The 21,922-nt window shown below is 65.6% G+C and carries 19 protein-coding genes; 11 read left to right on the forward strand and 8 right to left on the reverse strand.

From position 1 onward, the window contains the following. The first annotated feature begins 20 nt into the window (after positions 1–20). The 4 genes from thrC (at position 21) to PWP93_RS05105 (ending at position 3,744) form a co-directional block, all read left to right on the forward strand. Complete coding sequence (gene thrC / locus PWP93_RS05090; RefSeq protein ID WP_421043698.1) at positions 21–1,472, forward strand: threonine synthase; 1,452 nt, start codon at positions 21–23, stop codon at positions 1,470–1,472. A 238-nt stretch (positions 1,473–1,710) separates the two neighbouring features. Then, positions 1,711–2,955 (forward strand): gephyrin-like molybdotransferase Glp, encoded by a 1,245-nt coding sequence (gene glp, locus PWP93_RS05095; protein ID WP_421045012.1) that lies wholly within the window; start codon positions 1,711–1,713, stop codon positions 2,953–2,955. Between the two features lie 15 nt (positions 2,956–2,970). After that, entirely contained in the window at positions 2,971–3,228 is a 258-nt protein-coding gene (gene moaD, locus PWP93_RS05100) for a molybdopterin converting factor subunit 1 (RefSeq protein ID WP_421043699.1), read from the forward strand. Positions 3,229–3,264: 36 nt separating this feature from the next. Beyond that, a complete protein-coding gene (locus PWP93_RS05105; protein ID WP_421043700.1) occupies positions 3,265–3,744 on the forward strand; it encodes a molybdenum cofactor biosynthesis protein MoaE in 480 nt (159 codons plus the stop codon). Positions 3,745–3,795: 51 nt separating this feature from the next. On the opposite strand, the gene PWP93_RS05110 is transcribed toward PWP93_RS05105, so the two are convergent. Next, positions 3,796–4,356, reverse strand: a complete 561-nt coding sequence (locus PWP93_RS05110) for a group III truncated hemoglobin (protein WP_421043701.1) — start codon at positions 4,354–4,356, stop codon at positions 3,796–3,798. A 162-nt stretch (positions 4,357–4,518) separates the two neighbouring features. Between PWP93_RS05110 and PWP93_RS05115 the strand changes: the two genes are divergently transcribed. Both PWP93_RS05115 and clpB read left to right on the forward strand, forming a co-directional pair. Then, on the forward strand, positions 4,519–5,019 hold the full coding sequence (locus PWP93_RS05115) for an Rrf2 family transcriptional regulator (protein WP_421024080.1): 501 nt from the start codon (positions 4,519–4,521) through the stop codon (positions 5,017–5,019). A 276-nt stretch (positions 5,020–5,295) separates the two neighbouring features. Then, positions 5,296–7,893: an ATP-dependent chaperone ClpB gene (gene clpB, locus PWP93_RS05120; RefSeq protein ID WP_421024079.1), complete on the forward strand. Its 2,598-nt coding sequence runs from the start codon at positions 5,296–5,298 to the stop codon at positions 7,891–7,893. Positions 7,894–8,003: 110 nt separating this feature from the next. Here the strand turns inward: clpB and PWP93_RS05125 are convergent, their stop codons facing one another. The 3 genes from PWP93_RS05125 to PWP93_RS05135 all read right to left on the reverse strand — a co-directional run bounded on the left by PWP93_RS05125 (position 8,004) and on the right by PWP93_RS05135 (position 11,352). Next, entirely contained in the window at positions 8,004–8,447 is a 444-nt protein-coding gene (locus PWP93_RS05125; protein WP_421043702.1) for a YidB family protein, read from the reverse strand. Positions 8,448–8,526: 79 nt separating this feature from the next. Then, entirely contained in the window at positions 8,527–9,123 is a 597-nt protein-coding gene (locus tag PWP93_RS05130; protein ID WP_421043703.1) for a ComEA family DNA-binding protein, read from the reverse strand. A 213-nt stretch (positions 9,124–9,336) separates the two neighbouring features. After that, a complete protein-coding gene (locus tag PWP93_RS05135) occupies positions 9,337–11,352 on the reverse strand; it encodes a sigma-54-dependent Fis family transcriptional regulator (protein ID WP_421043704.1) in 2,016 nt (671 codons plus the stop codon). A gap of 429 nt (positions 11,353–11,781) precedes the next feature. Here PWP93_RS05135 and PWP93_RS05140 point away from each other — a divergent pair, with 429 nt between their 5' ends. From PWP93_RS05140 to lipA, 5 genes are all read left to right on the forward strand, one after another. Continuing rightward, complete coding sequence (locus tag PWP93_RS05140) at positions 11,782–12,843, forward strand: ATP-NAD kinase family protein (RefSeq protein ID WP_421043705.1); 1,062 nt, start codon at positions 11,782–11,784, stop codon at positions 12,841–12,843. Between the two features lie 120 nt (positions 12,844–12,963). Further along, positions 12,964–13,941 carry a thiamine pyrophosphate-dependent dehydrogenase E1 component subunit alpha gene (locus tag PWP93_RS05145; protein WP_421024074.1) on the forward strand — a complete coding sequence of 326 codons (978 nt, stop codon included), beginning with the start codon at positions 12,964–12,966 and terminating at the stop codon, positions 13,939–13,941. Between the two features lie 46 nt (positions 13,942–13,987). Further along, positions 13,988–14,992, forward strand: coding sequence for an alpha-ketoacid dehydrogenase subunit beta (locus PWP93_RS05150; protein WP_421043706.1), 1,005 nt, complete (start codon positions 13,988–13,990; stop codon positions 14,990–14,992). A 4-nt stretch (positions 14,993–14,996) separates the two neighbouring features. After that, entirely contained in the window at positions 14,997–16,118 is a 1,122-nt protein-coding gene (locus tag PWP93_RS05155; protein ID WP_421043707.1) for an acetoin dehydrogenase dihydrolipoyllysine-residue acetyltransferase subunit, read from the forward strand. A 2-nt stretch (positions 16,119–16,120) separates the two neighbouring features. Beyond that, positions 16,121–17,155 (forward strand): lipoyl synthase, encoded by a 1,035-nt coding sequence (lipA, locus tag PWP93_RS05160; RefSeq protein WP_421043708.1) that lies wholly within the window; start codon positions 16,121–16,123, stop codon positions 17,153–17,155. Between the two features lie 57 nt (positions 17,156–17,212). Here the strand turns inward: lipA and PWP93_RS05165 are convergent, their stop codons facing one another. The 4 genes from PWP93_RS05165 to PWP93_RS05180 form a co-directional block, all read right to left on the reverse strand. Further along, complete coding sequence (locus tag PWP93_RS05165) at positions 17,213–18,580, reverse strand: MATE family efflux transporter (protein ID WP_421043709.1); 1,368 nt, start codon at positions 18,578–18,580, stop codon at positions 17,213–17,215. Between the two features lie 7 nt (positions 18,581–18,587). Beyond that, positions 18,588–20,342, reverse strand: coding sequence for an ArnT family glycosyltransferase (locus PWP93_RS05170; RefSeq protein ID WP_421043710.1), 1,755 nt, complete (start codon positions 20,340–20,342; stop codon positions 18,588–18,590). A gap of 278 nt (positions 20,343–20,620) precedes the next feature. Further along, positions 20,621–20,884 carry a type B 50S ribosomal protein L31 gene (locus PWP93_RS05175; protein WP_035526223.1) on the reverse strand — a complete coding sequence of 88 codons (264 nt, stop codon included), beginning with the start codon at positions 20,882–20,884 and terminating at the stop codon, positions 20,621–20,623. A gap of 169 nt (positions 20,885–21,053) precedes the next feature. Further along, entirely contained in the window at positions 21,054–21,899 is an 846-nt protein-coding gene (locus PWP93_RS05180; RefSeq protein ID WP_421043711.1) for a M90 family metallopeptidase, read from the reverse strand. Positions 21,900–21,922: the final 23 nt, after the last annotated feature.

Raw genomic sequence — 21,922 nt, forward strand, 5'->3', positions numbered from 1 at the left:
CGCTGAATAAGGCAAAGGCAATGAACTACGTATCGACGCGCGGCGCGGGTGCCGGCGAGCATCACTCGTTTTCCGACATTCTGCTGGGCGGCCTCGCACGCGACGGCGGCCTGTATCTGCCGGCTGAATACCCGCGGATCAGCCAGGAAGAACTCGCGCGCTGGCGCGGCCTCTCGTACGCGGACCTCGCATTCGAGGTTCTCTCGAAGTTCAGCGACGACATTCCCGCCGAGGACCTGCGCGACCTGACGCGCCGCACCTATACCGCCGCCACGTACTGCAACGTGCGCCATGGCGAGGACGCGAGCAAGATCACGCCGCTCACCACGCTCGGCGAGGAAAACGGCGCGCAGCTCTCGCTGCTCGAACTCTCGAACGGCCCGACGCTCGCGTTCAAGGACATGGCGATGCAGCTGCTCGGCAACCTGTTCGAGTACGCGCTCGCGAAGGCGGGGCAGCAGCTGAACATTCTCGGCGCGACTTCCGGCGACACCGGCAGCGCCGCCGAATATGCGATGCGCGGCAAGAAGGGCGTGCGTGTGTTCATGCTCTCGCCGCACAAGAAGATGAGCGCGTTCCAGACCGCGCAGATGTTCAGCCTGCAGGACCCGAACATCTTCAATCTCGCGGTGGAAGGCGTGTTCGACGACTGCCAGGACATCGTCAAGGCTGTCTCGAACGACCACGCGTACAAGGCGCAGCAGAAGATCGGCACGGTCAATTCGATCAACTGGGCACGCGTCGTGGCCCAGGTCGTCTACTACTTCGCAGGCTACTTCGCGGCCACGAAGAGCAACGACGAGCGCGTCTCGTTCACGGTGCCCTCGGGCAACTTCGGCAATGTCTGCGCGGGCCATATCGCGCGCATGATGGGCCTGCCGATCGAGAAGCTCGTGGTCGCCACCAACGAGAACGACGTGCTCGACGAGTTCTTCCGCACGGGCATCTATCGCGTGCGCGGCTCGGCCGAGACGTATCACACGACCAGCCCGAGCATGGACATCTCGAAGGCGTCGAACTTCGAGCGCTTCGTCTATGACCTGCTCGGCCGCGATCCGGCGCGCGTGACGCAACTGTTCCGCGACGTCGAGGAAAAGGGCGGCTTCGATCTCGCCGCCAGCGGCGACTTCGTGCGCGTGCAGCAATTCGGCTTCGTGTCGGGGCGCAGCAGCCACGACGACCGCATCGCCACGATCCGCGACGTGTATGCGCGCTATCAGACCATGATCGACACGCACACCGCGGACGGCGTGAAGGTCGCGCGCGAGCACTTGCAGCCGGGCGTGCCGATGATCGTGCTCGAAACCGCGCAGCCGGTGAAGTTCGGCGAGACGATCCGCGAGGCGCTCGATCGCGAGGCCGAGCGCCCGGCGGCGTTCGAAGGTCTGGAGGCGCTGCCGCAGCGCTTCGAAGTCATGCCGGCCGATGCCCAGCGCGTGAAGGACTACATCGCCGCTCATACGGGGCTTTGATGGTCTGCCAAGCGGCCTGCCGAGGGCCGTGAACCCTGGTCGCGCTCGCGGCCGGGGTGCTGCAAATCCGTGGCATAAAGCGTAGCGGCGCAATGCCGCGTCCTCGCCGCTACAATATCGACAGACCACTTCTGTCGAAGACGCAGCACGCGGCGTCCAGTCAAGCCCAACATTCCCGCCAATGTCCACGCCTCAATCGCCATCCTCCGCTAACGCCGCGCCCGCGCCGCGTGCGCCGATGCTCTCGACCGCCGACGCGCTCGCCACCTTGCTGGCCGCCGCCCGGCCCCTGACCGATGCCGCGCCCGGCAGCGCCACCGAGACGCTGTCGACCTTCGACGCGCTCAATCGCGTGCTGGCGGTCGAGGTCGTCTCGCCGCTCGACGTGCCGCCGATGCACACGAGCGCGATGGACGGTTACGCGGTGCGCGTGGCCGATCTCGCGCAGGGCAGCCGCCGGCTGCCGGTCTCGCAGCGGGTGCCCGCCGGGCATGCGCCGCAGCCGCTCGCGGCAGGCACGGCGGCGCGCATTTTCACGGGCGCGACGGTGCCTCCGGGCGCCGATGCCGTGGTGATGCAGGAGCAGACCGAAACGGCCGACGGCGAAGTGACGATCCTCCATGCGCCGAAGGCAGGCGAGTGGATCACCGCTCAGGGCGCCGATATCAAGAAGGGCTCGGTGATCCTGCCCGCGGGCACGCGGCTCACGCCGGCGGCGCTCGGGCTGGCGGCGTCGGTGGGCTGCGCGACGCTCACGGTCGCGCGCCGCGTGAAAGTGGCGGTGTTCTTCACCGGCGACGAGCTGACCATGCCGGGCGAGCCGCTCCGGCCGGGCGCGATCTACAACTCGAACCGCTTCACCCTGACCGGCTTGTTGCGCAACCTGGGCTGCGAAGTCACCGACTACGGCATCGTGCCGGACCGGCTCGACGTCACTCGCGCGACGCTGCGCGAGGCCGCCGCGAAGCACGACCTGATCCTGACCTCGGGCGGCGTTTCCGTGGGCGAGGAAGACCACGTGAGGCCGGCGGTGGAGGCCGAAGGGCACATCAACATGTGGCAGATTGCGATGAAGCCGGGCAAGCCGCTGGCGTTCGGCGCGGTGCGCCGGCCTCAGGGCGGGGCGCAGGCTGCCGCCGATGAGGCGTTCTTCATCGGGCTGCCGGGCAATCCGGTGTCGAGCTTCGTCACCTTCCTGCTGTTCGTGCGGCCGTTCCTGCTGCGCCTTTCCGGCGCGACCCACGTGAGCCCGCGCGCGCTCTCGCTGCGCGCCGATTTCACGCAGGCCAAGGCCGATCGCCGCAACGAATTCCTGCGCGCGCGCGTGAATCCGGCGGGCGGCCTCGACCTGTTCGCGAACCAGAGCTCGGCGGTGCTGACCTCGACCGTATGGGGCGACGGCTTGATCGACAATCCGCCGAATCATGAGATCAGCGCGGGCGAGACCGTGCGTTTCATTCCTTTCACCGAACTGCTGTATTGAGTTGAGCGTTATCCGATGAAGATCCGGTTGAAATTCTTTGCGAGTGTGCGCGAGGCGCTGGGTGTGGCCGACGAGGCCGTCACTCTGCCCGAGGGCATCGTCACGGTGGGCGACGTGCGCGGCTGGCTGCGCGCGCGCGGCGGCGTCTGGGCGGAAACGCTGGCGGAGGGGCGTGCGCTGCGCATGGCCTGCAACCATGTGATGACCGATCCGGCCACGCGCATCACCGATGGCTGTGAAGTGGCGTTTTTCCCGCCGGTCACGGGCGGTTGATTCATCAAAACGACCAGGACGACGAGGAGAGCGGCCATGCCAGTACGTGTCCAGACCGGGGATTTCGACCTGACGACCGAAGTTGCGCAACTGCGTGCGAGCAACCCGGCGATTGGCGCGGTGGCGTGCTTCGTCGGGACCGTGCGCGACATCAATGACGGCAGCACGGTCGCGGGCATGGAGCTCGAGCATTATCCGGGCATGACCGAGAAGGCGCTGGAGGGCATCGTCGCCGAAGCGCAGCGGCGCTGGCCCGGCATCGAAGTGCTGATCATCCATCGGGTGGGCAAGCTCGCGCCGCTCGACCAGATCGTGCTGGTGGCGACGACCTCGAAGCATCGCGGCGATGCGTTCGCCTCGTGCGAGTTCGTAATGGATTACCTGAAATCCGAAGCGCCTTTCTGGAAGAAAGAAGAGACCGGGGAGGGCGCGCGCTGGGTCGATGCACGCGAGAGTGACGATCAGGCGCTCGCGCGCTGGGGCGTGACGTCGACGAATGCGGCGAAGGAAGCCTGAGCGCGCCGCCGATCGCGGGATAGCTACCTGCGGACACACATGACTGGCGGTTCAGTGGGAGCGAGCGGTTTCGTCTTCGTCCATCGAACGGCCCACGAATTTGGCCGGAAACGGCTCACCAGTCGGGCGAGTGGGCAGATCGTGGCCATGCTCCGCCGGACGGCGGCGAGGTGCGATCGAATCGAGCAGGGCCTGCTGTTCGGGCGGAATCACGTAATCCCAGCCGAAGCGGCTCAGTTGCAGACTTTGCGCGATGCGCAGCGCGGGCTCCATGAACTGCACGGCCGCGGCGGCTTCGTAACGCGCCTGAACCGTGTCGAGAAACAGATAAAGCCAGTGGCTGAAATGCTTGGGCTCGACGCCCGGCACGGGGTCGTGCGCCTGCTGCACATTGCCGCGGTAAGTCTTCGTGCCGAGCACGAGGCTTGACCAGAAACGGCACATTTTCGGCAGATGCTCGTCCCAGCGGCCAGCGAGCACGCCCTCGAAAACAGGGCCGAGCAGGGCGTCCGCGCGCACGCGCTCGTAGAACGCGTAGACGAGCTCGCGGATGTTGTCTTCGGTGGGGGCGGTGTGCCGCAGGGGCGCGGCGCTGGTGTCGGAGTGCGTCATGTCGAAAGCCGGGGGGCGGGGCGCGGAGCCGCCACGCAACGAATGATTTTGCGAAGTGCTGATCGAAGCGCTCATAATACCCAGGCGATCAAAAAAGTGCATGCGACTAGCATGTTATCGTATGGTTTTCCGCGCTCGCGCGCCCACTTACAGCCTGGCACCATGAGACTGACCGACTACACCGATTATTCGCTGCGCGTGATGCTTTATCTCGCGCTGCGTCGCGACGGGCTTTCGACCATCCAGGAGATCTCGGATGCCTACGGCATTTCGAAGAATCATCTGATGAAGGTGGTGCAGCGTCTTGGCGAGCTGGGCTGGGTCGATACCATCCGTGGGCGTAACGGCGGCCTGCGGCTCGGGCCGAATTCGCTCGAATTGAGCGTCGGTGCGGTGGTGCGGCAGACCGAGAGCGATTTTGCACTGGTCGGATGCTTCCCGGACGAGCACGGTGAGCGCCGAAGCTGCGTCATTGAGCCACAATGCCGGCTCAAGCACGCGCTCGCGGCGGCGCGCGACGCGTTCCTTGCCGAACTGGACCGGCATACCATCGGCGAACTGGCGCAGCCCGCCGGGGAACTGACTGGCTTGCTGGGCCTCGCCCCCGTTATCCTGATGCCACGCGCGCGCACCCCGCGCCATGCGCCGCCGGGCGAGCACTGAGGCTCATCAGGGCTCCGCTGAGGCCCACTGAGGCCCATTGAGACTCGAAACGCTGCGACTCCGACGCTCGCGCACGCCGTTTCCCTCGCTTAGCGTCTATCCTCACAGAGGCGCATCGGCCTACCGCGCCGGCCGGCCGTTTCGCCGCAAGCCGGCGCGGTCGCTCGCTCAGGCCGGACAAAAAAAATCGGAAAAAATTACGCGGCGCGTGCTTGAAACCGGCACAACACCCCTCAGATTTGGTGACAGTTAAAAAAACTGGAGGTCTCGTTTCAAATGAGAGTCGATAAACTCACCACCAAGTTCCAGGAAGCGCTTTCCGACGCACAAAGCCTCGCCGTCGGCCACGACAATCAATACATCGAACCGGTCCACCTGCTGGCGGCGCTCGTCGCGCAACAGGACGGCTCGGCGCGCTCGCTCATGTCGCGTGCAGGCGTGCAGGTTCAGGCACTGCAGAACGCGCTCAATGACGCCATCAACCGCTTGCCGCAGGTGCAGGGCACCGACGGCAATGTGCAGGTCGGCCGCGAGCTCACAGGTCTGCTGAATCAGGCCGACAAGGAAGCGCAGAAGCTCAACGACACCTATATCGCGAGCGAAATGTTCTTGCTGGCAGTCGCCGAGGACAAGGGCGACGCGGGCCAGATCGCGCGCAAGAACGGCCTCACGCGCAAGGCGCTCGAGGCGGCGATCGTCGCGGTGCGCGGCGGCGCGCAGGTCCATAGCCAGGACGCCGAGAGCCAGCGCGAAGCGCTCAAGAAGTACACCGTCGACCTGACCGAGCGTGCACGCGCGGGCAAGCTCGATCCCGTGATCGGCCGCGACGACGAAATCCGCCGCTCGATCCAGATCCTGCAACGCCGCACCAAGAACAACCCGGTGCTGATCGGCGAGCCGGGCGTGGGCAAGACGGCCATTGTCGAAGGCCTCGCGCAGCGCATCGTCAACGGCGAAGTGCCTGAGACGCTCAAGGGCAAGCGCGTGCTCTCGCTCGACATGGCGGCGCTGCTCGCGGGCGCGAAGTATCGCGGCGAGTTCGAAGAACGCCTGAAGGCCGTGCTCAACGACATCGCGAAGGACGAAGGCCAGACCATCGTTTTCATCGACGAGATTCATACGATGGTGGGCGCCGGCAAGGCCGAAGGCGCGATGGATGCGGGCAACATGCTCAAGCCGGCGCTTTCGCGCGGCGAGCTGCACTGCATCGGCGCGACCACGCTCGACGAATATCGCAAGTACATCGAAAAGGATGCCGCGCTCGAGCGCCGCTTCCAGAAGGTGCTCGTCGATGAACCGTCAGTCGAGGCGACCATCGCGATCCTGCGCGGTCTGCAGGAGAAGTACGAGCTGCACCACGGCGTGGAAATCACCGACCCGGCGATCGTCGCGGCGGCGGAGCTCTCGCATCGCTACATCACCGATCGTTTCTTGCCGGACAAGGCCATCGACCTGATCGACGAAGCCGCTTCGAAGATCAAGATGGAAATCGATTCGAAGCCCGAAGAGATGGACAAGCTCGACCGTCGTCTCATTCAGCTGAAGATCGAGCGCGAAGCCGTCAAGAAGGAAAAGGATGAAGCGTCGCAAAAGCGTCTGCAGCTGATCGAGGAAGAGATCGACCGCCTGAGCCTCGAATATAAGGACCTCGAAGAGATTTGGACTGCCGAGAAAGCGGCGGTGCAGGGCAGTGCGCAGATCAAGGAAGAGATCGACCGCGTGCGTGCTGAGATCACGAAGTTCCAGCGCGAGGGCAAGCTGGAGAAGGTTGCCGAATTGCAGTACGGCAAGCTTCCGCAACTCGAGGCGCAACTGAAGCAGGTCACGCAGGCCGAGGCGGACGAGCAGAACAATCCGGCGCGCCGGCGGTTGCTGCGCACTCAGGTGGGTGCCGAGGAAATCGCCGAGGTCGTATCGCGTTCGACGGGCATTCCGGTCTCGCGCATGATGCAGGGCGAGCGCGAAAAGCTGCTGCTGATCGAAGACAAGCTGCATGAGCGCGTAGTGGGTCAGGACGAGGCGATCAACGCCGTGGCCGATGCGATCCGCCGCTCGCGTGCCGGTCTTGCGGACCCGAACAAGCCTTATGGCTCGTTCCTGTTCCTCGGACCGACGGGCGTGGGCAAGACCGAAGTGTGCAAGGCGCTCGCTGGCTTTCTGTTCGATTCGGAGGATCATCTGATCCGCATCGACATGAGCGAGTTCATGGAGAAGCACAGCGTCGCGCGTTTGATCGGTGCGCCGCCGGGATACGTGGGCTACGAGGAGGGCGGCTATTTGACCGAGGCCGTGCGCCGCAAGCCGTATAGCGTGATCCTGCTCGATGAAGTCGAGAAGGCGCATCCGGATGTGTTCAACGTGCTGCTGCAGGTGCTCGACGATGGGCGCATGACCGATGGCCAGGGACGTACCGTCGACTTCAAGAACACGGTGATCGTGATGACGTCGAACCTCGGCTCGCACCTCATCCAGTCGATGACGGGCGAGCCGCAGGAAGCGGTGAGGGAAGCTGTCTGGAACGAAGTGAAGCAGCAGTTCCGGCCTGAGTTCCTGAACCGGATCGACGAAGTCGTGGTGTTCCATGCGCTCGACCGCTCGAATATCGAGTCGATCGCGAAGATCCAGTTGCAGCGCCTGCAGGAGCGTCTGGGGAAACTCGATATGGAACTGGTGGTGTCGGACGAGGCGCTCGCCAAGATCGCCGAGGTCGGTTACGACCCGCTGTTCGGCGCACGCCCGCTCAAGCGCGCGATCCAGCAGGAGATCGAAAATCCGGTCGCCAAGCTGATTCTCGCGGGCAAGTTCGGGCCGAAGGATGTGATTCCGGTCAATGTCGAGGACGGCAAGTTCGTGTTCGAACGCGTCGTGCACTAAGGCGCGATTCACTCTGCGCGAAGCGCGTGCCGGAAAGCACGCGCAGCCGCAAACAAAAAGGGCAACGGAGCTTTTTCCGTTGCCCTTTTTTCCGTGTGGTGCGCGACAGCTTATGTCTGCTTGCTCCCGCCGCCAAGCAGCGAAGCGAGGCCACCCAGGGTGCCCAGCACGCTCTCGGCATTGATCTGGCCGCCGGCCGGCACTTCACCGTTTGGCGTGCCGGCGTTGATCACGTGCGGCAGCACTTGCGCGAGCAGGCCGCTGACCTGGTCGGGCTGCATGCCGACCTTTTGCGCGAGGCCCGAAACTACATCGGAACCCAGTGCGTTGTGGAGTTGATCCGGCGAAACCGCCTGGTTTTCGCCGTTGCTGACCCACGACTGCACGACATCGCCGAGACCGCCTTGCTGGAACTTCTGGATCAGGCCGTTCAGTCCGCCCGGCTGGTTGTTGATGAATTCCATCGCGACGGCGAGGAGTTGGGCTTGACCACCGCCGCCTTGTTGCTGCGACGAGGAACCGAGCAGGGAACCGAGTGTATCTAGCAGGCTCATGACAATCTCTCTGAATGATGGCCGCGGCGGGGGACGCGGCCGGAAAACCGAAACCCGGAATCCAGATCCGGTACGCGAATCATGCACCCGAAGCCGCCGCGTCGGAAGCGGCCTTGCTCTTCTTCGACTTCCTGGGCTTCTTCGCCGAGGTGTTCGAAGCAGTGCCCGGCGCCGCAGCGGCGGATCCCGCTTCAGGCGCGCTTGCTCCAGCGGCTGTCTTGTCTTTCTTGCTCTTGTGCTTCGACTTGCTTGCGCCCGCATCCGACGCGGCTTGCGGCGCGGTCGTGGCAGCGGGCGTCTGCGAGGTCGTCATCGGATTGGGCGTGGTGCCGGCGGCAGCAGTTGCAGCGGGAGCGGCGCTCTTGCTGCTCTTGGACGTCGTGGCGCTCTTGCCGGCCGGCGGCGCCGACGAGCCGTTGATCGTGAGGCCCGCGGCTTCGAGGTTCTGCACCGACTTCGGACCGATGCCCTTGACGCGGTTCACGAGATCGTCGGCGTCCTTGAAGGGCCCGTTCTTGGTGCGCTCGTCGATGATCGCCTTGGAGTGGGCAGGACCAATGCCCTTGACGGATTCGAGCGTGGCTTGATCAGCGGTGTTGACTTCGACGGCCGCCGCCAGTGCGGCAGACAGCGACAGACCCAGTGCGAGGAACAGCATCATTAACTTCTTGAGCATGGCAATCACTCCATTGAGGGCATTTCGGTTAGCCGGGAACGGACGACGCATCGAGCATGTAGTGCTGCGCTACAAGGATAAGGCAGTTGGCGTATCCGTGGACGGGACGCGCTCGATTTATACCCACCGTTTCGTGGCAATACAATCGCGCCGCACAATATTTAATACTTCTGTGCAATTCGACGGCGACCGGGATGGCGCTTGCCGCGTGCTTCAGGCGCGATGCGGCCCGACGATGCCGAGCTTCGCAATGCGCCGATAGAGCGTTGCGCGCGAGATGCCTAGCGCCGCCGCGGCGGCATTGGGACGCCAGCGATGTGCGGTGAGCGCTGCGATGATGCGCGAGCGTTCGTCGTCGCTGCTGTTTTCCGCGCTGTTTGCCGGGGCGTTAGCCGGGCCGTTTGCCAGGATGCTCGCCTTGTTGCTGGCGGGGTCGACGGTCGCGGCCAGTTGCGCCGCGAGGTCGCTGCTCAGGTGCCGTGCCTCGACGCGCACCGTATCGCACACCGCGCATGCGTAGCGCATGGCGTTGCGCAACTGGCGCAGGTTGCCGGGCCAGGCGAACGCCGCAAGCCGCGTGGCGAGATTGGCGTCGAGCGCGAGCGGGCGGCCGGCCGCCTGCGCCTCTTCTGCGAACACCGATTCGATGAGTGCTGCGATATCTCGACGCTCGCGCAGCGGCGGCAACACGAGTACCGCGCCGCAGAGCCGGTAGTACAGGTCTTCGCGAAACATGCCTGAAGCGGCCATTTGCGCGAGATCGCGGTGGGTCGCGCAGATGACTTCGAGGTCGACGTGCGTGGGCGTTTCGCCCCCGAGCGGCAGCACCTCGCCTTCTGCGAGCACGCGCAAGAGGCGCGTCTGCAGCGCGAGCGGCATGTCGCCGATTTCGTCGAGAAAGAGCGTGCCGCCATCGGCCATGGCGATCTTGCCGCGCGCGCCGTGACGCCGCGCGCCAGTGAACGCGCCCGGCGCGTAGCCAAAGAGTTCGCTCTCGATCAGCGATTCCGGCAGCGCACCGCAGTTCACGGCGACGAAAGGCCGATTGCGGCGCGGCCCCGCGTCGTGGATCGCCCGCGCGAACACTTCCTTGCCCGCGCCCGTTTCGCCAAGCAGCAGAACCGGCAAACGCTTGCCCGCCACGCATTGTGCGATACGCGCGTTTTCGGCGACGCGCGTATCCGCGCTGCGCAGGAATGGGCCCAGCGCGCCGTGGTCGCGCGCGTCTTCGGCACGCGCGTTGCGCAGCGGCGTGGCACCGTGCACGGCCGGCGATGATGCGCGCGCGGCGCCCGGGAACCCGGTGCGCCCGAGCGGCGCGCGAATGCGCGCGTAGAGCATGGCGCCGTTTGCGCGCAGGCGCAGCGCCGCAATGGCCTCGATACGGCCAATATCGCGCAGCTGCACGTGGGACGAATCGAAGATCTCATCGATATGGCGCGGCCCGTCGAGCCCCGGAATGCATTCGCGCGCGCGGCGGTTCGCGGCGGCTACGTTGCCGTTCTCGTCGAAGGCGATCAGCAGCTCGGGCTGAGCCTCGACGTAGTTGCGGTTCTGGTGTCCGAAAAGAATCCAGCATGCGGCGGTGCGATGCAGGAAATAGCCGTCTTCGATGAGCGTCGCGCTCTGGCGCACCAGTTGGTTGACGATGCGCTGGCTGTCGCGGTTGTCGGGCGACTGCACGGCAGAGGCGTCGAGCACGCCGATCAGCTCGCCGCCCGGCGCGAAGATTGGCGCGGCGCTGCACGTGAGCGTCGTGAATGCGGCGCGGAAGTGGTCGGTTTTGTGCACCGTGATAGGCGCGAGATCGGTGAGCACACTCGCGATGCCGCACGTGCCTTCCTCGCTCTCCGACCAGCACGAGCCGATATAGAGCCCCGCATGCTTGAAGTGGTTGCGGCGCTCGCGGTCGATGCGGTAGTCGATGGTGACGCCGTGCGCGTCGGTGAGCATGACGCAATAGTCGGCGTCGCGCACGGTCTCGTGCAGACGCGTGAGGCATTGGCCGGAGGCGCGCAGGAAGGCTTCTTCACGATCGCGGATTTCGCGCAGCTCGGCTGCGCTCAGCACGCGCGGACCGATCACCGAGCCCGGATCGAGCTGATAACGCTCGAACGAGCGCTGCCAGGACGAAACGAGGCGCGGCGAGTCGTTCGGCGCGGGCAGCCGGCCTTCGACGGCGCCGCGCACGCGTTCGGCGTGGCGGGTGGGCGCGAGTGCGTAGGGCATGGGCGATTCCAGGCGATTACTGATGCAGGGCGTCGGCGCTCGGACAGGTCAACGGTAGTCTTTTTGTAGCACATCTGCGGCGTGCGATCACACCGCAGCGCAGCATGCGAGACGACCGAGACGATTGTCTCAGGAGACGGCGACACGATCGTGAGACAAGGCTCGAGGCTTGCTGTGCGGGGCTGGGCGAGTCTTGCCACGGGCGCCGGAGGCCGCCTTTGTCTCGCGGAGCGCGCACGCCCCGTCGCGACTGAGACGCCGTGCGGGCCGTGAACGATCGTGCTGATGGGGCTTCAGCGCGACCGCAAAGCCAATAAATACGGCATTCGGCAGGACATCGGCGCTTATTCGAACGCGTTGGCACAGCGCTTGCAGAGCATCACGCCAATAGAGGCGCCTGCATGCGCCTCCACATAGGAGACAACGCTCGTGACGATGCCGGTGACCGTAGGCGTGATCGCGAACCCCGCTTCGGGACGCGACATCCGCCGTCTAACCACGCACGCCTCGGTCTTTCCGACTGCGGAAAAGGCCAACATGGTCGTGCGTCTGCTCGCGGGGCTTGGCGCGCTGGGCGTCGAGCGCGTGCTCACGCTGCGTGACCGCACCGGCGTGGCCGCGCTCGTGCTGCGCGCGCTCGAAACCCATGCGGCCGTGGCTCGGCATGAATGCTGGCCCGCTGTGGAGTTCGTCGATTTGCCGATCAGCGAGAGCGTGGCCGACACGCACACGGGCGTCGTGCACATGGTTCGCGAGCGGGTCGCACTGATCGCTGTGCTAGGCGGCGACGGCACGCATCGCGCGGTTGCCGCGCATTGTGGCGATACGCCGTTGCTCGCGCTCTCGACCGGCACCAACAACGCTTTTCCCGAGTTGCGCGAAGCTACGGTTGCGGGTCTCGCGGGCGCGCTCGTCGCCACCGGCGCCGTGCCGGCCGAAACTGCGCTTGCACGCAACAAGCGCCTCGTCGCGCGGTGCGTCGAAGGGCCGAATCGCGGGCGCGAGGAGATCGCGCTGGTCGACATCTGCGTATCGCGTCAGCCATTTATCGGCGCGCGTGCGATTTCGGATAGTTCGGATATCGAATCGTTATTCCTCGCCTTTGCGCCGCCCGACGGCATCGGGCTCGCGTCGATCGGCGGTGCATGGGCGCCGGTCGGGCGCGACGCCGCGCACGGCCTGCATATGACCTTTGCACGGGCTTCCACGCAAGGCGGCGAGGGCGAAGGCGTGCCGCTCCTCGCGCCCATCGCGCCGGGGCGCATCGAGCGACTGGCGATGCGCACCTGCCAACGGCTCGAAGTGGGCATGGCGCTGCCGCTCGACGCGAATCACGGCACGCTCGCCTTCGACGGCGAGCGCGAGATCGAACCGGCGCGCGGCGACCGCTACGAAATCGCGCTCGACTGGGATGGGCCGTTGACCGTGGACGTTGCACGCACCCTGCGTTACGCGGCCTCGCATCAGTTGTTGCGCGTGGCGCCGGGATAGCGCGTGCTTTATTGGATTTCCCCGAACTTTCATCAATCAAGGAGTCATTCCGCCACCCAGTTCGTTTCGGAAACAGCAGGCATCACCACCGTGGTCATCACAATTCGACAGGAGACAACCATGTCTGTCACGTTGAACAAGGAGCAGTTGCTCGCGGCGTATCGCTCGATGCGCACGATCCGCGAGTTCGAGGAGCGCTTGCACGTCGAATTTGCGACGGGCGAGATCCCGGGCTTCGTGCATTTGTATGCGGGCGAGGAGGCGTCCGCCGTCGGCACCATGAGCCATCTGAACGACAACGATTACGTCGCCACCACGCACCGTGGCCACGGCCATTGCATCGCGAAGGGCGTGGACGTGCGCGAGATGATGGCTGAGATCTATGGCCGCGCCACGGGTTCGTGCCGCGGCAAGGGCGGCTCGATGCACATCGCCGACCTCTCGAAGGGCATGCTGGGCGCGAACGGCATCGTTGGCGCCGGCGGCCCGCTCACATGCGGCGCGGCGCTCGCCGCGAAGCAAAAGAAAACCGGCGGCGTGGGCGTGTGCTTTTTCGGCGATGGCGCTTCGAACCAGGGCGTGATCTTCGAGTCGATGAATCTCGCTTCGGTGTGGCGTCTGCCCGTGATTTTCGTCGCCGAGAACAATGGCTATGCGGAAGCGACCTCGTCCACGTGGTCGGTCGCGGCGGACAACATCGCGGACCGCGCCAACGGCTTCGGCATGCCGGGCGTGATCGTCGATGGCTTCGACTTCTTTGCGGTGCACGAGGCGCTGGGCGAAGCGGTAGCGCGGGCGCGCAACGGTGGCGGCCCGACGCTCATCGAAATGAAACTCTCGCGCTATTTTGGCCACTTCGAAGGTGATGCGCAGACCTATCGCGCACCTGGCGAGGTGCAGAAGCTGCGCGAGGAAAAGGACTGCCTCAAGCGCTTCGAAGAGCGCGTGGTGCGCGCGGAGCTCGCAAGCACCGACGACTTGCGCAAGGTGGACGCCGAAGTGAAGGCTCTGATCGACGATGCCGTGGCGAAGGCCAAGGCCGCGCCGTTACCGGCCCCCGAAGCGCTGCTCACCGACGTGTACGTGTCTTATCCCTGAGCGCGGCTTGCTCATGTAATCAGGATTCCAGATCAAGGAGACGGAAATGGCACGGAAAATCACCTATTCGCAGGCGATCAACGAAGCGCTCGCCCAAGAGATGGCGCGCGACGAGAGCGTGATCGTGATGGGCGAGGACAACGCGGGCGGCGCGGGTTCGCCCGGCGAGCAGGACGCATGGGGCGGCGTGCTCGGCGTGACGAAGGGCCTCTATGGCAAGTTTCCGGGGCGCGTGCTCGACACGCCGCTCTCGGAGGGCGGCTTCATCGGCGCGGCGGTGGGCGCGGCGGCATGCGGCATGCGGCCGGTGGCGGAGTTGATGTTCATCGACTTCATGGGCGTGTGCTTCGACCAGATCTTCAACCAGGCGGCGAAGTTCCGCTACATGTTCGGCGGCAAGGCGGTCACGCCAGTGGTGATCCGCACGATGTACGGCGCGGGCCTGCGCGCGGCCGCACAGCACTCGCAAATGCTCACGTCGTTGTTCACGCATATTCCCGGCCTCAAGGTCGTGTGCCCGGCCACGCCATATGACGCGAAGGGCCTCATGATCGAGGCCATCCGCGACAATGACCCGGTGATCTTCTGCGAGCACAAGCTGCTCTACACGATGGAAGGCGAGGTGCCGGAAGAGTCGTACTCGATTCCGTTCGGCGAAGCCAACATCGCACGCGACGGCGACGACGTCACCATCGTCACCTATGGGCGCATGGTCCACTACGCGCTCGATGCGGCGCAACAACTCGCGAAAGACGGCATCGAAGCCGATGTGATCGATCTGCGCACGACGTCGCCACTCGATGAGGACACGATTCTGGAGAGCGTGAGCCGCACGGGCCGCGTCGTGGTCGTCGACGAGGCGAACCCGCGCTGCTCGATCGCGACCGACATTGCGGCGCTCGTGGCGAACAAGGCATTCCGCGATCTCAAGGCGCCGGTCGGCATGGTGACTGCGCCGCATACACCGGTGCCGTTCGCGGCCCCGCTCGAAGACCTTTACATTCCCTCGGCGCAGCAGATCGCCGATGCCGTGCACGCGGCAAGGAGCTGAAGTCATGCCGATTCACATGATCACGATGCCCAAGTGGGGCCTTTCGATGGAGCAGGGCCAGGTGAATGGCTGGCTCAAGTCGCTCGGCGACAAGGTTTCCAAAGGGGAGGAATTGCTCGACGTCGAGTCCGACAAGATCGCGTCGGGCGTCGAGTGCGCATTCGATGGCGTGCTGCGGAGGCAGATCGCGCAGGAAGGCGATACCTTGCCGGTGGGCGCGCTGCTCGGCGTGGTGGCGGGCGTTGAAGATTCGGATGCCGAAATAGATGCGGCGGTGGCCGAATTCCAGCGCGATTTCGTGCCCGCGAAGGCCGGCGATGCCGATGCCGGCCCGCAGCCGGAGAAGGCGCAGATCGGCGGGCGCACCCTGCGCTATCTGAAGCTGGGCGAGGGCGACGGCACGCCCGTCGTGCTGATCCACGGCTTCGGCGGCGACCTCAACAACTGGCTCTTCAATCATGCCGATCTGGCCACGGAGCGCACCGTGTGGGCGCTCGATCTGCCGGGACACGGCGAATCGGGCAAGGCGGTGGAGAGCGGGGCGCTCGATGAACTCGCGCAGAGCGTGGTCGACTTCTTCGACGCGCAGAAGATCGGGCGTGCGCATCTGGTCGGGCATTCGCTGGGCGGCGCGGTCGCGATGACGGTGGCCGAACGCGTGCCGGCGCGGGTCGCTTCGCTAGCGCTGATCGCAAGCGCGGGGCTCGGAGATGAGATCGACGACGCGTATATCGAAGGCTTCGTCGCGGCGGCAAACCGCAACGCGCTCAAGCCGCATGTGGTGAAGCTGTTCGCCGATCCCGCACTGGTCACGCGCCAGCTCGTGGAGGACCTCGTGAAGTACAAGCGGCTCGAAGGGGTGCAGGACGCGCTGAGGATGATCTCGGCGCAGGCCTTCGAAGGCGGCGCGCAGCGACGCGTGTTCCGCGACCGGCTTTCGACGCTCGCGCCGAAGGTGCTGGTGATCTGGGGCGAGACCGACCAGATCATTCCGGTCAAGCACGCACAAGGCTTGTCGCCCGGGGTGCGCGTCGAAGTGATCGCGGGCAAGGGGCACATGGTGCAGATGGAGGCCGCCGCGGAGGTCAACCGCGTGCTCAAGGCCTTCTTCGAGACGGGAGGCTGACCATGAACGCCGTCACGATTGAAGCGGCGCACGCGGACGCTCGATCGCCGGGCGCATCCGGCGACACCGCGCTTGGCCAGCATGGCTTGCGTAGCCGCGAGAAGCTCGCGCGCATTCCCGTGAAGATCGTGCCGGCGGACGAGGGCGCGGCGCTGCCCAAGCCGCCCTGGCTGCGCGCGCGTCCGCTCATGAGCACGACGGTTGCGGAGGTGGCCGCTGTGCTGCGCGAACACCGCTTGCATTCGGTGTGCGAGGAGGCGATGTGCCCGAACATCGGCGAGTGCTTCGCGCAACGCACGGCCACGTTCATGATCATGGGTGGATTGTGCACGCGGCGCTGTCCGTTTTGCGACGTTGCGCATGGGCGGCCCGCGCCGCTCGACGAAGATGAGCCCGTGCACCTCGCGGCGGCGGTCGCGGCCCTCGGACTGCGTCACGTGGTGATCACCTCGGTGGACCGGGACGACTTGCGCGATGGCGGCGCGGCGCATTTCGCGCGCTGCATCGCCGGTGTGCGCGATCGCGTGCCGGGCATCGGCGTCGAGGTGCTGACGCCTGACTTTCGCGGGCGCATCGATCGTGCGCTAGAGGCGCTCTCGGCGGCTTGGCCCGATGTGTTCAATCACAACGTCGAGACCGTGCCGTCGCTGTACCGGGCGGCGCGGCCCGGTGCCGACTATCGCGGTTCGCTCGAACTGCTTGCGCGCGCAAAGGCTGCGCATGAGACGCTGGTCACGAAATCGGGGCTCATGGTGGGGCTGGGCGAGACCGACGCCGAACTGCACGCGACCATGCACGACTTGCGCGAGCACGGCGTGGAAGTATTGACGATTGGGCAGTATCTCGCGCCATCGCGCTATCACCTTCCGGTACGTCGCTATGTGCACCCGGACGCGTTTGCGGCGCTGCGCGAGGCAGGGCTCGCGATGGGATTCAGCGAGGTGGTGGCAGGGCCACTCGTGCGTTCGTCATATCACGCCGCGCAGACCGTCGAGGCCGCGCGTGGTTATGGATTCGCAAGCGAAGAAGCGGGTTGATTTGCAACTAACTGCCAAGACCGGGCATCTGCTTCAACAGTTGCCCGGCGGCAGGTTTCATACCTTCGCGCGCAGATGCCAGTTGCTGACCAGCGAAAGATAGACCACGAGTCCAATGCCGGCGATCGCGAGGCTGGCCGTATTGGCGATCCAGAAGCCGCGCGCGCCTGTGGCCCATTCGGGCAGGGTGCCGGGTACGTTGAAGCCGAGCGCATAGCCGCCGCCGAGGCCCACACCCCACAGTGCAATGGCATAGATCACCGTGGGCACCACAGCGACCTTGTAGGCGCGCAGCGCGAATGCTGTGGTGATCTGCAGGGCGTCGAACACGTGATAAAGCGTGACGATCGCCACGAGCGGCATCGCCGCCACGGCGACTGCCGGGTCCGGCGTATAGCCCATCATCAGGAGCGGCCGCAGCACCAGCACGATCGCACCGTAGCAGCACGCGATCGCCACCGCGGTCATCACGCCATGGCGAGCGAGCGTGCGCGCTTCGGCGGGGCGTGCGCCGCCCAGCGCCTGGGCAACCAGCGTCGAAGTCGCCACGCCGATCGAGAGCGGCGTCATGTAGAGCACCGCGCCCACGTTCCCGGCGATCTGATGGCCGGCGAGCGTCGTCGTGCCGAGGCGCGCGATGAAGATGGCCATGAAGGTGTACGACGTCACCTCGATGAGATACGAGAGCCCCATCGGAATGCCGAGCTTGAGCAGTTCGGCCTGACGCTTCCATTCGGGCCAGCAGAAGTGCTTGAAGATTTCGAAGGGCGCGAATACGTCGATGCGCGTGAGCGCGATGGCGGCGCACACGGCGAGTGCCCAGTTGATCGCGGTGCTCGCGAGCGCACAGCCCGGGCCGCCCAGCGGGGGCACACCGAGGCCGCCGAAAATGAGCCAGGTGTTCAGCGGCACCTTGATGGCGAGCGCGGCCACCTGCAGGAACATGACGAGGCGCGGCCGGCTCACTGCGTTGGCCAGCGAGCTGTAGATGCGGAACGCGAGGCTCGCGGGCAGCCCGAACGAAAGCAGCCTGAGATAGGCGACGGTGCGCTCGCGCAGCGCCTCGGGCGGACGCGCGAGGTCCAGCAGCGGGCCGGGAAAGTACAGGATCGCGAAGCCGATCACCATCAGTGCGAACGCGAGCCAAAGGGCCTGGCGCACTTCGAGGCCGATCTCGACGTCCTTGCGCGCGCCGTAGAGCTGCGCGGCGACGGGTTGAAGCGCGGTGAGTATCCCGGTCAGGCCGATATAGACCGAAACATAGATCGACGAACCCAGCCCCAGCGCCGCCAGATCGAGCGCCGAATAGCGGCCCACCATCGCGGTGTCGATCACCCCGAACGCGATGATCGCGAGCTGGCCGACCAGCACCGGCCAGGCGAGCGCAGCGATGCGCCGGATGTCGCCGACGAAGGTCGTCGTCACCGGGGCCTCAGTCGGGACGCTTGCGCCAGATGCGTTTCTTCAGCGGCGGCTGCGGCCGGTCGATGCGCACGTAGAGGCGGAAGCGCTCGTCGCGGTCGGCCACGCGGCGGCCTTCCCAGACGAGCTTCCACACGAAGTTCGACATTGGGCTCGGCTCGCCGTAATCCTGCGTGTCCTGGCGCAGGATCACATCGCAGTCGTCGTTGAAGGAGAAATGCATCTTGCCGAAATACGCGAAGGTGGCGATTTGCGCGTCGCCGAGGCGCACGGGTGAAATGCACTGGTAGTCGTCTGGCAGATGCGTGGCGATCTGCTGCGCGACGTCCTTGTAGGTCCGGCTGTAGTTGACGACCGGCAGCCAGAGCGTCATCAGCAGGACCCACATCAGCGTGGTGCCGCCGCTCGACAGCACGACACTGCGCCAGAGCACCTTCGGGTGCCGCGCGACGCGCCAGTGCGCGAGCGTGATCCAGCACACGGTCACGGCCACCGCGCACACGAACGACAGAATCTTGAACTGTGGCACGTAACCGGGCACGAGGCGCGCGAGGTTGCGCGCGAGCGGCGCCGGGAAGCCGGTCATGCTGGCGAGCCAGACGAGCCACACGAAGGTGCCGAGTATCGTGAAGCTCAGCACCGCGAACCAGTCGATTGCGTTGATCGTTCCGCGCTTGAGCGTGGGCAGCGCGAAGGTCGCGAGCACCGAGAGTGCGGGCAATACGAGCATGAAGAGCAGGTTGGTCTCGTGGCTCTGCACGATCACGAGGATCAGCAGCGGCACGATGACCGAGAGCGGAATCGCGACATGCGGTGCGCGCCGCAGCCCCGCCCAGCTCATCCAGGCCCAGATGGCGAGCGGCCAGGCTGGCCATGTGAAGAGCGGCAGGTTCTTCGCCGCGTAGCGCAGCACCGAGCCCGGCGGGCCCGCGAAGGTATTGACGCTCGTGCGTGCCCACTGGTCGAGGAACCATACGCCATCGGTGGGGTAGAGATGCAGGGTGGCGATCGGCCAGGAGAGCGACACCACGAGCGCGACCGGCAAGCCGGCCACGAGCAGCCAGCGCGAGCGCGTCTCGGGCGCGAAAACGAGCATGACGAGCGTGCCGATGAGCAGCGCGGCCACCAGCACGGGCCCGCTCGAAAGCATCACCACGCCGAGGGCGAGGCCCCACCAGAGCGCGCCTTGAATGGGCTTGTCGATGGCGCGTACGAGGCCGTACACCAGCATGGCGATGCCCATGAACTGCATCAATTGCGGCGTGGTTTCGTGGCCGCGCTCGGCGAGACCGAAACAGGCGAGCAGGATGAGCAGGGCGCCGTCGCCGAGCGTGCGGCCGTAGTCGCGCGGCTCGGGCTCGCCGCCAAACGCATATTTGAACGGCTGCACTTCAGGGCGCCGGCCGAGTAGATAGGCGCCGTACCAGACGAAGGCACACGCGCTGCAGAACAGCACGCCGGTGGCCACGCGGGCCGCGTTGCTCGCGTCCACCCAAGGGGCGAACACGCGGATGCAGATGGCGCCGAGCCAGTAGCCAAGCGGGCCATTGGCGGTGATGTATTTGCCGACGAGGTTCGGCATCAGCCAGTCGTGCGCGGTGCCGCCGGCCATCGTCCACATCACGCCGAAGCCGGCCGCATCCTCGTTCTTCCACGGGTCGCGGCCGAACAGGCCAAACGAAGCGAAGATGATGCAGATGGTCAGCAGCAGCCAGCGCGGCAGGGCGCTGGTGGCGGAGGCGGTCAGGCGAATGGCAGGCTTCATGCAATACGAAGGAATTCGGGTAAGCGGACCGCGGGGTGCGCGAATGGCGGCCGTGGCGTCAAGGGGGCGATGCCTCGGGCGGCCGCGGGAATTGCCACGGCACGTGTCGTCGTGCGCCGCCGGTCGGGAGCATGCGGCATTCTAGCCGCCTGCGCCAGCGAGCGTCACGGCGCGGACCAGCGTGAACACCGTGCGGGCAATAAAAAAGGGCAGCGCAGGCTGCCCTTCTTTTGTGCGGGACCGGCTTGGAGCCGGTGCGCGAAGTTCGCTTCGAAAGCTTACTTTGCAGCCTTGCCCGAGGCGCGCGCGCCGAACTTCTTGTTGAACTTCTCGACACGGCCGGCCGTGTCCATGATCTTTTGCGTGCCCGTGTAGAACGGATGCGATTCCGACGACACTTCGATCTTCGCGAGGGGGTAGGTCTTGCCGTTGAACTCGGCGGTTTCGCGCGTCTGGATGGTCGAGCGGGTCACGAACTTGAAGTCGTTCGAAACATCGATGAACAGGACTTCGCGGTAATCCGGGTGAATGCCTTCTTTCATGGTTTTTCCTTAAATCTGGCGGTAGCCAACCCGCGAGCCCGGCTGCCCAATGCAGGACCGGCGCTTTTGCCTGAAATCAGGCGCGAGCCACTTGCCCAAGGTCGAAAAACGGCGATTATGCCAGAAAATCAGCCGGTTGGCGAATTTTTGCTGGCTCGCGAGGCGGGATTCACGCAGGCGGAGCGGCGAGCGCGGCCAGCGCTCCCACTTTGGCCGGATCCTGCCGGTAATAGCACGCGAGCAGCCGGTAAAGCTCGGGATATTCAGCCTCGAATGCCTTGGGCTTGACGAACAGCGCCTCGCTGCACACGGCGAAGAACTCCGACGGATGGTCCGAGGCATAGGGATCGATCAGCGAGTCGCGCTCGAAGCGCGACCAGCGGCGCTCGGGCACGGCATCCACCTTGTCGCAGAACTGGTCGTAGGCGTTGTCGAACACATCGGCCCAGGCCTGCCCGTTGAGCGGCGCATGCCAGCGGCGAAAAAGGGGCGGATGACCGTCGGCTTCGCCGGTGAGCATATCGATCTTGTGCGCGAATTCGTGGATCACGACATTGTAGGCATCGCTGCCATCGGTCATCTGCGCGTCTTCCCATGAGAGGATCACCGGTCCGCCTTCCCAGGCCTCGCCGCTCGCGTCGTGCTCGACTTCGTGCACCACGCCGTCCTCGTCCTCGACGGTCTTGCGGATCACGAATTCGCCGGGGTAGACGGTGACGCCGACCCAGCCCTTGTAGAGATCGAGGGAAAGATTGAGCACCGGCAGCGACGCCTGCGCCGCGATCGCCACCGCGATCTGGTCGGTGAGCTCGAGGTCGTGCGCCGTGGAAAATTCCTTTTGCGCGAGAAAGAGGCTCGTGAGTTCGCGCAGGCGCGCGAGATCGGCGGCTTCGAGGTGCGAGAGGAAGGGCAGCCCGGCGAGCGTGGTCTGCCAGAGCGCGTCGTCGATCGCGTAGGTGCGCAGCGCCTTTTCGCGGCGGCGCGCGCCGAACCAGTGGGTCAGTTTCGAAAGCATCGCTCGGTGCGCTCAGTGGTGTA

Origin of the sequence: Paraburkholderia sp. A1RI-2L (genome assembly GCF_048957375.1) — a bacterium.
In the GTDB taxonomy this organism is placed as follows: Bacteria; Pseudomonadota; Gammaproteobacteria; order Burkholderiales; family Burkholderiaceae; genus Paraburkholderia.

Coding starts and splice junctions, on each gene's coding strand:
- thrC (WP_421043698.1), top strand. CDS start 21: ATGAACTACGTATCGACGCGCGGCGCGGGTGCCGGCGAGCATCACTCG.
- glp (WP_421045012.1), top strand. CDS start 1,711: ATGCTCTCGACCGCCGACGCGCTCGCCACCTTGCTGGCCGCCGCCCGG.
- moaD (WP_421043699.1), top strand. CDS start 2,971: ATGAAGATCCGGTTGAAATTCTTTGCGAGTGTGCGCGAGGCGCTGGGT.
- PWP93_RS05105 (WP_421043700.1), top strand. CDS start 3,265: ATGCCAGTACGTGTCCAGACCGGGGATTTCGACCTGACGACCGAAGTT.
- PWP93_RS05110 (WP_421043701.1), bottom strand. CDS start 4,356: ATGACGCACTCCGACACCAGCGCCGCGCCCCTGCGGCACACCGCCCCC.
- PWP93_RS05115 (WP_421024080.1), top strand. CDS start 4,519: ATGAGACTGACCGACTACACCGATTATTCGCTGCGCGTGATGCTTTAT.
- clpB (WP_421024079.1), top strand. CDS start 5,296: ATGAGAGTCGATAAACTCACCACCAAGTTCCAGGAAGCGCTTTCCGAC.
- PWP93_RS05125 (WP_421043702.1), bottom strand. CDS start 8,447: ATGAGCCTGCTAGATACACTCGGTTCCCTGCTCGGTTCCTCGTCGCAG.
- PWP93_RS05130 (WP_421043703.1), bottom strand. CDS start 9,123: ATGCTCAAGAAGTTAATGATGCTGTTCCTCGCACTGGGTCTGTCGCTG.
- PWP93_RS05135 (WP_421043704.1), bottom strand. CDS start 11,352: ATGCCCTACGCACTCGCGCCCACCCGCCACGCCGAACGCGTGCGCGGC.
- PWP93_RS05145 (WP_421024074.1), top strand. CDS start 12,964: ATGTCTGTCACGTTGAACAAGGAGCAGTTGCTCGCGGCGTATCGCTCG.
- PWP93_RS05150 (WP_421043706.1), top strand. CDS start 13,988: ATGGCACGGAAAATCACCTATTCGCAGGCGATCAACGAAGCGCTCGCC.
- PWP93_RS05155 (WP_421043707.1), top strand. CDS start 14,997: ATGCCGATTCACATGATCACGATGCCCAAGTGGGGCCTTTCGATGGAG.
- lipA (WP_421043708.1), top strand. CDS start 16,121: ATGAACGCCGTCACGATTGAAGCGGCGCACGCGGACGCTCGATCGCCG.
- PWP93_RS05170 (WP_421043710.1), bottom strand. CDS start 20,342: ATGAAGCCTGCCATTCGCCTGACCGCCTCCGCCACCAGCGCCCTGCCG.
- PWP93_RS05175 (WP_035526223.1), bottom strand. CDS start 20,884: ATGAAAGAAGGCATTCACCCGGATTACCGCGAAGTCCTGTTCATCGAT.
- PWP93_RS05180 (WP_421043711.1), bottom strand. CDS start 21,899: ATGCTTTCGAAACTGACCCACTGGTTCGGCGCGCGCCGCCGCGAAAAG.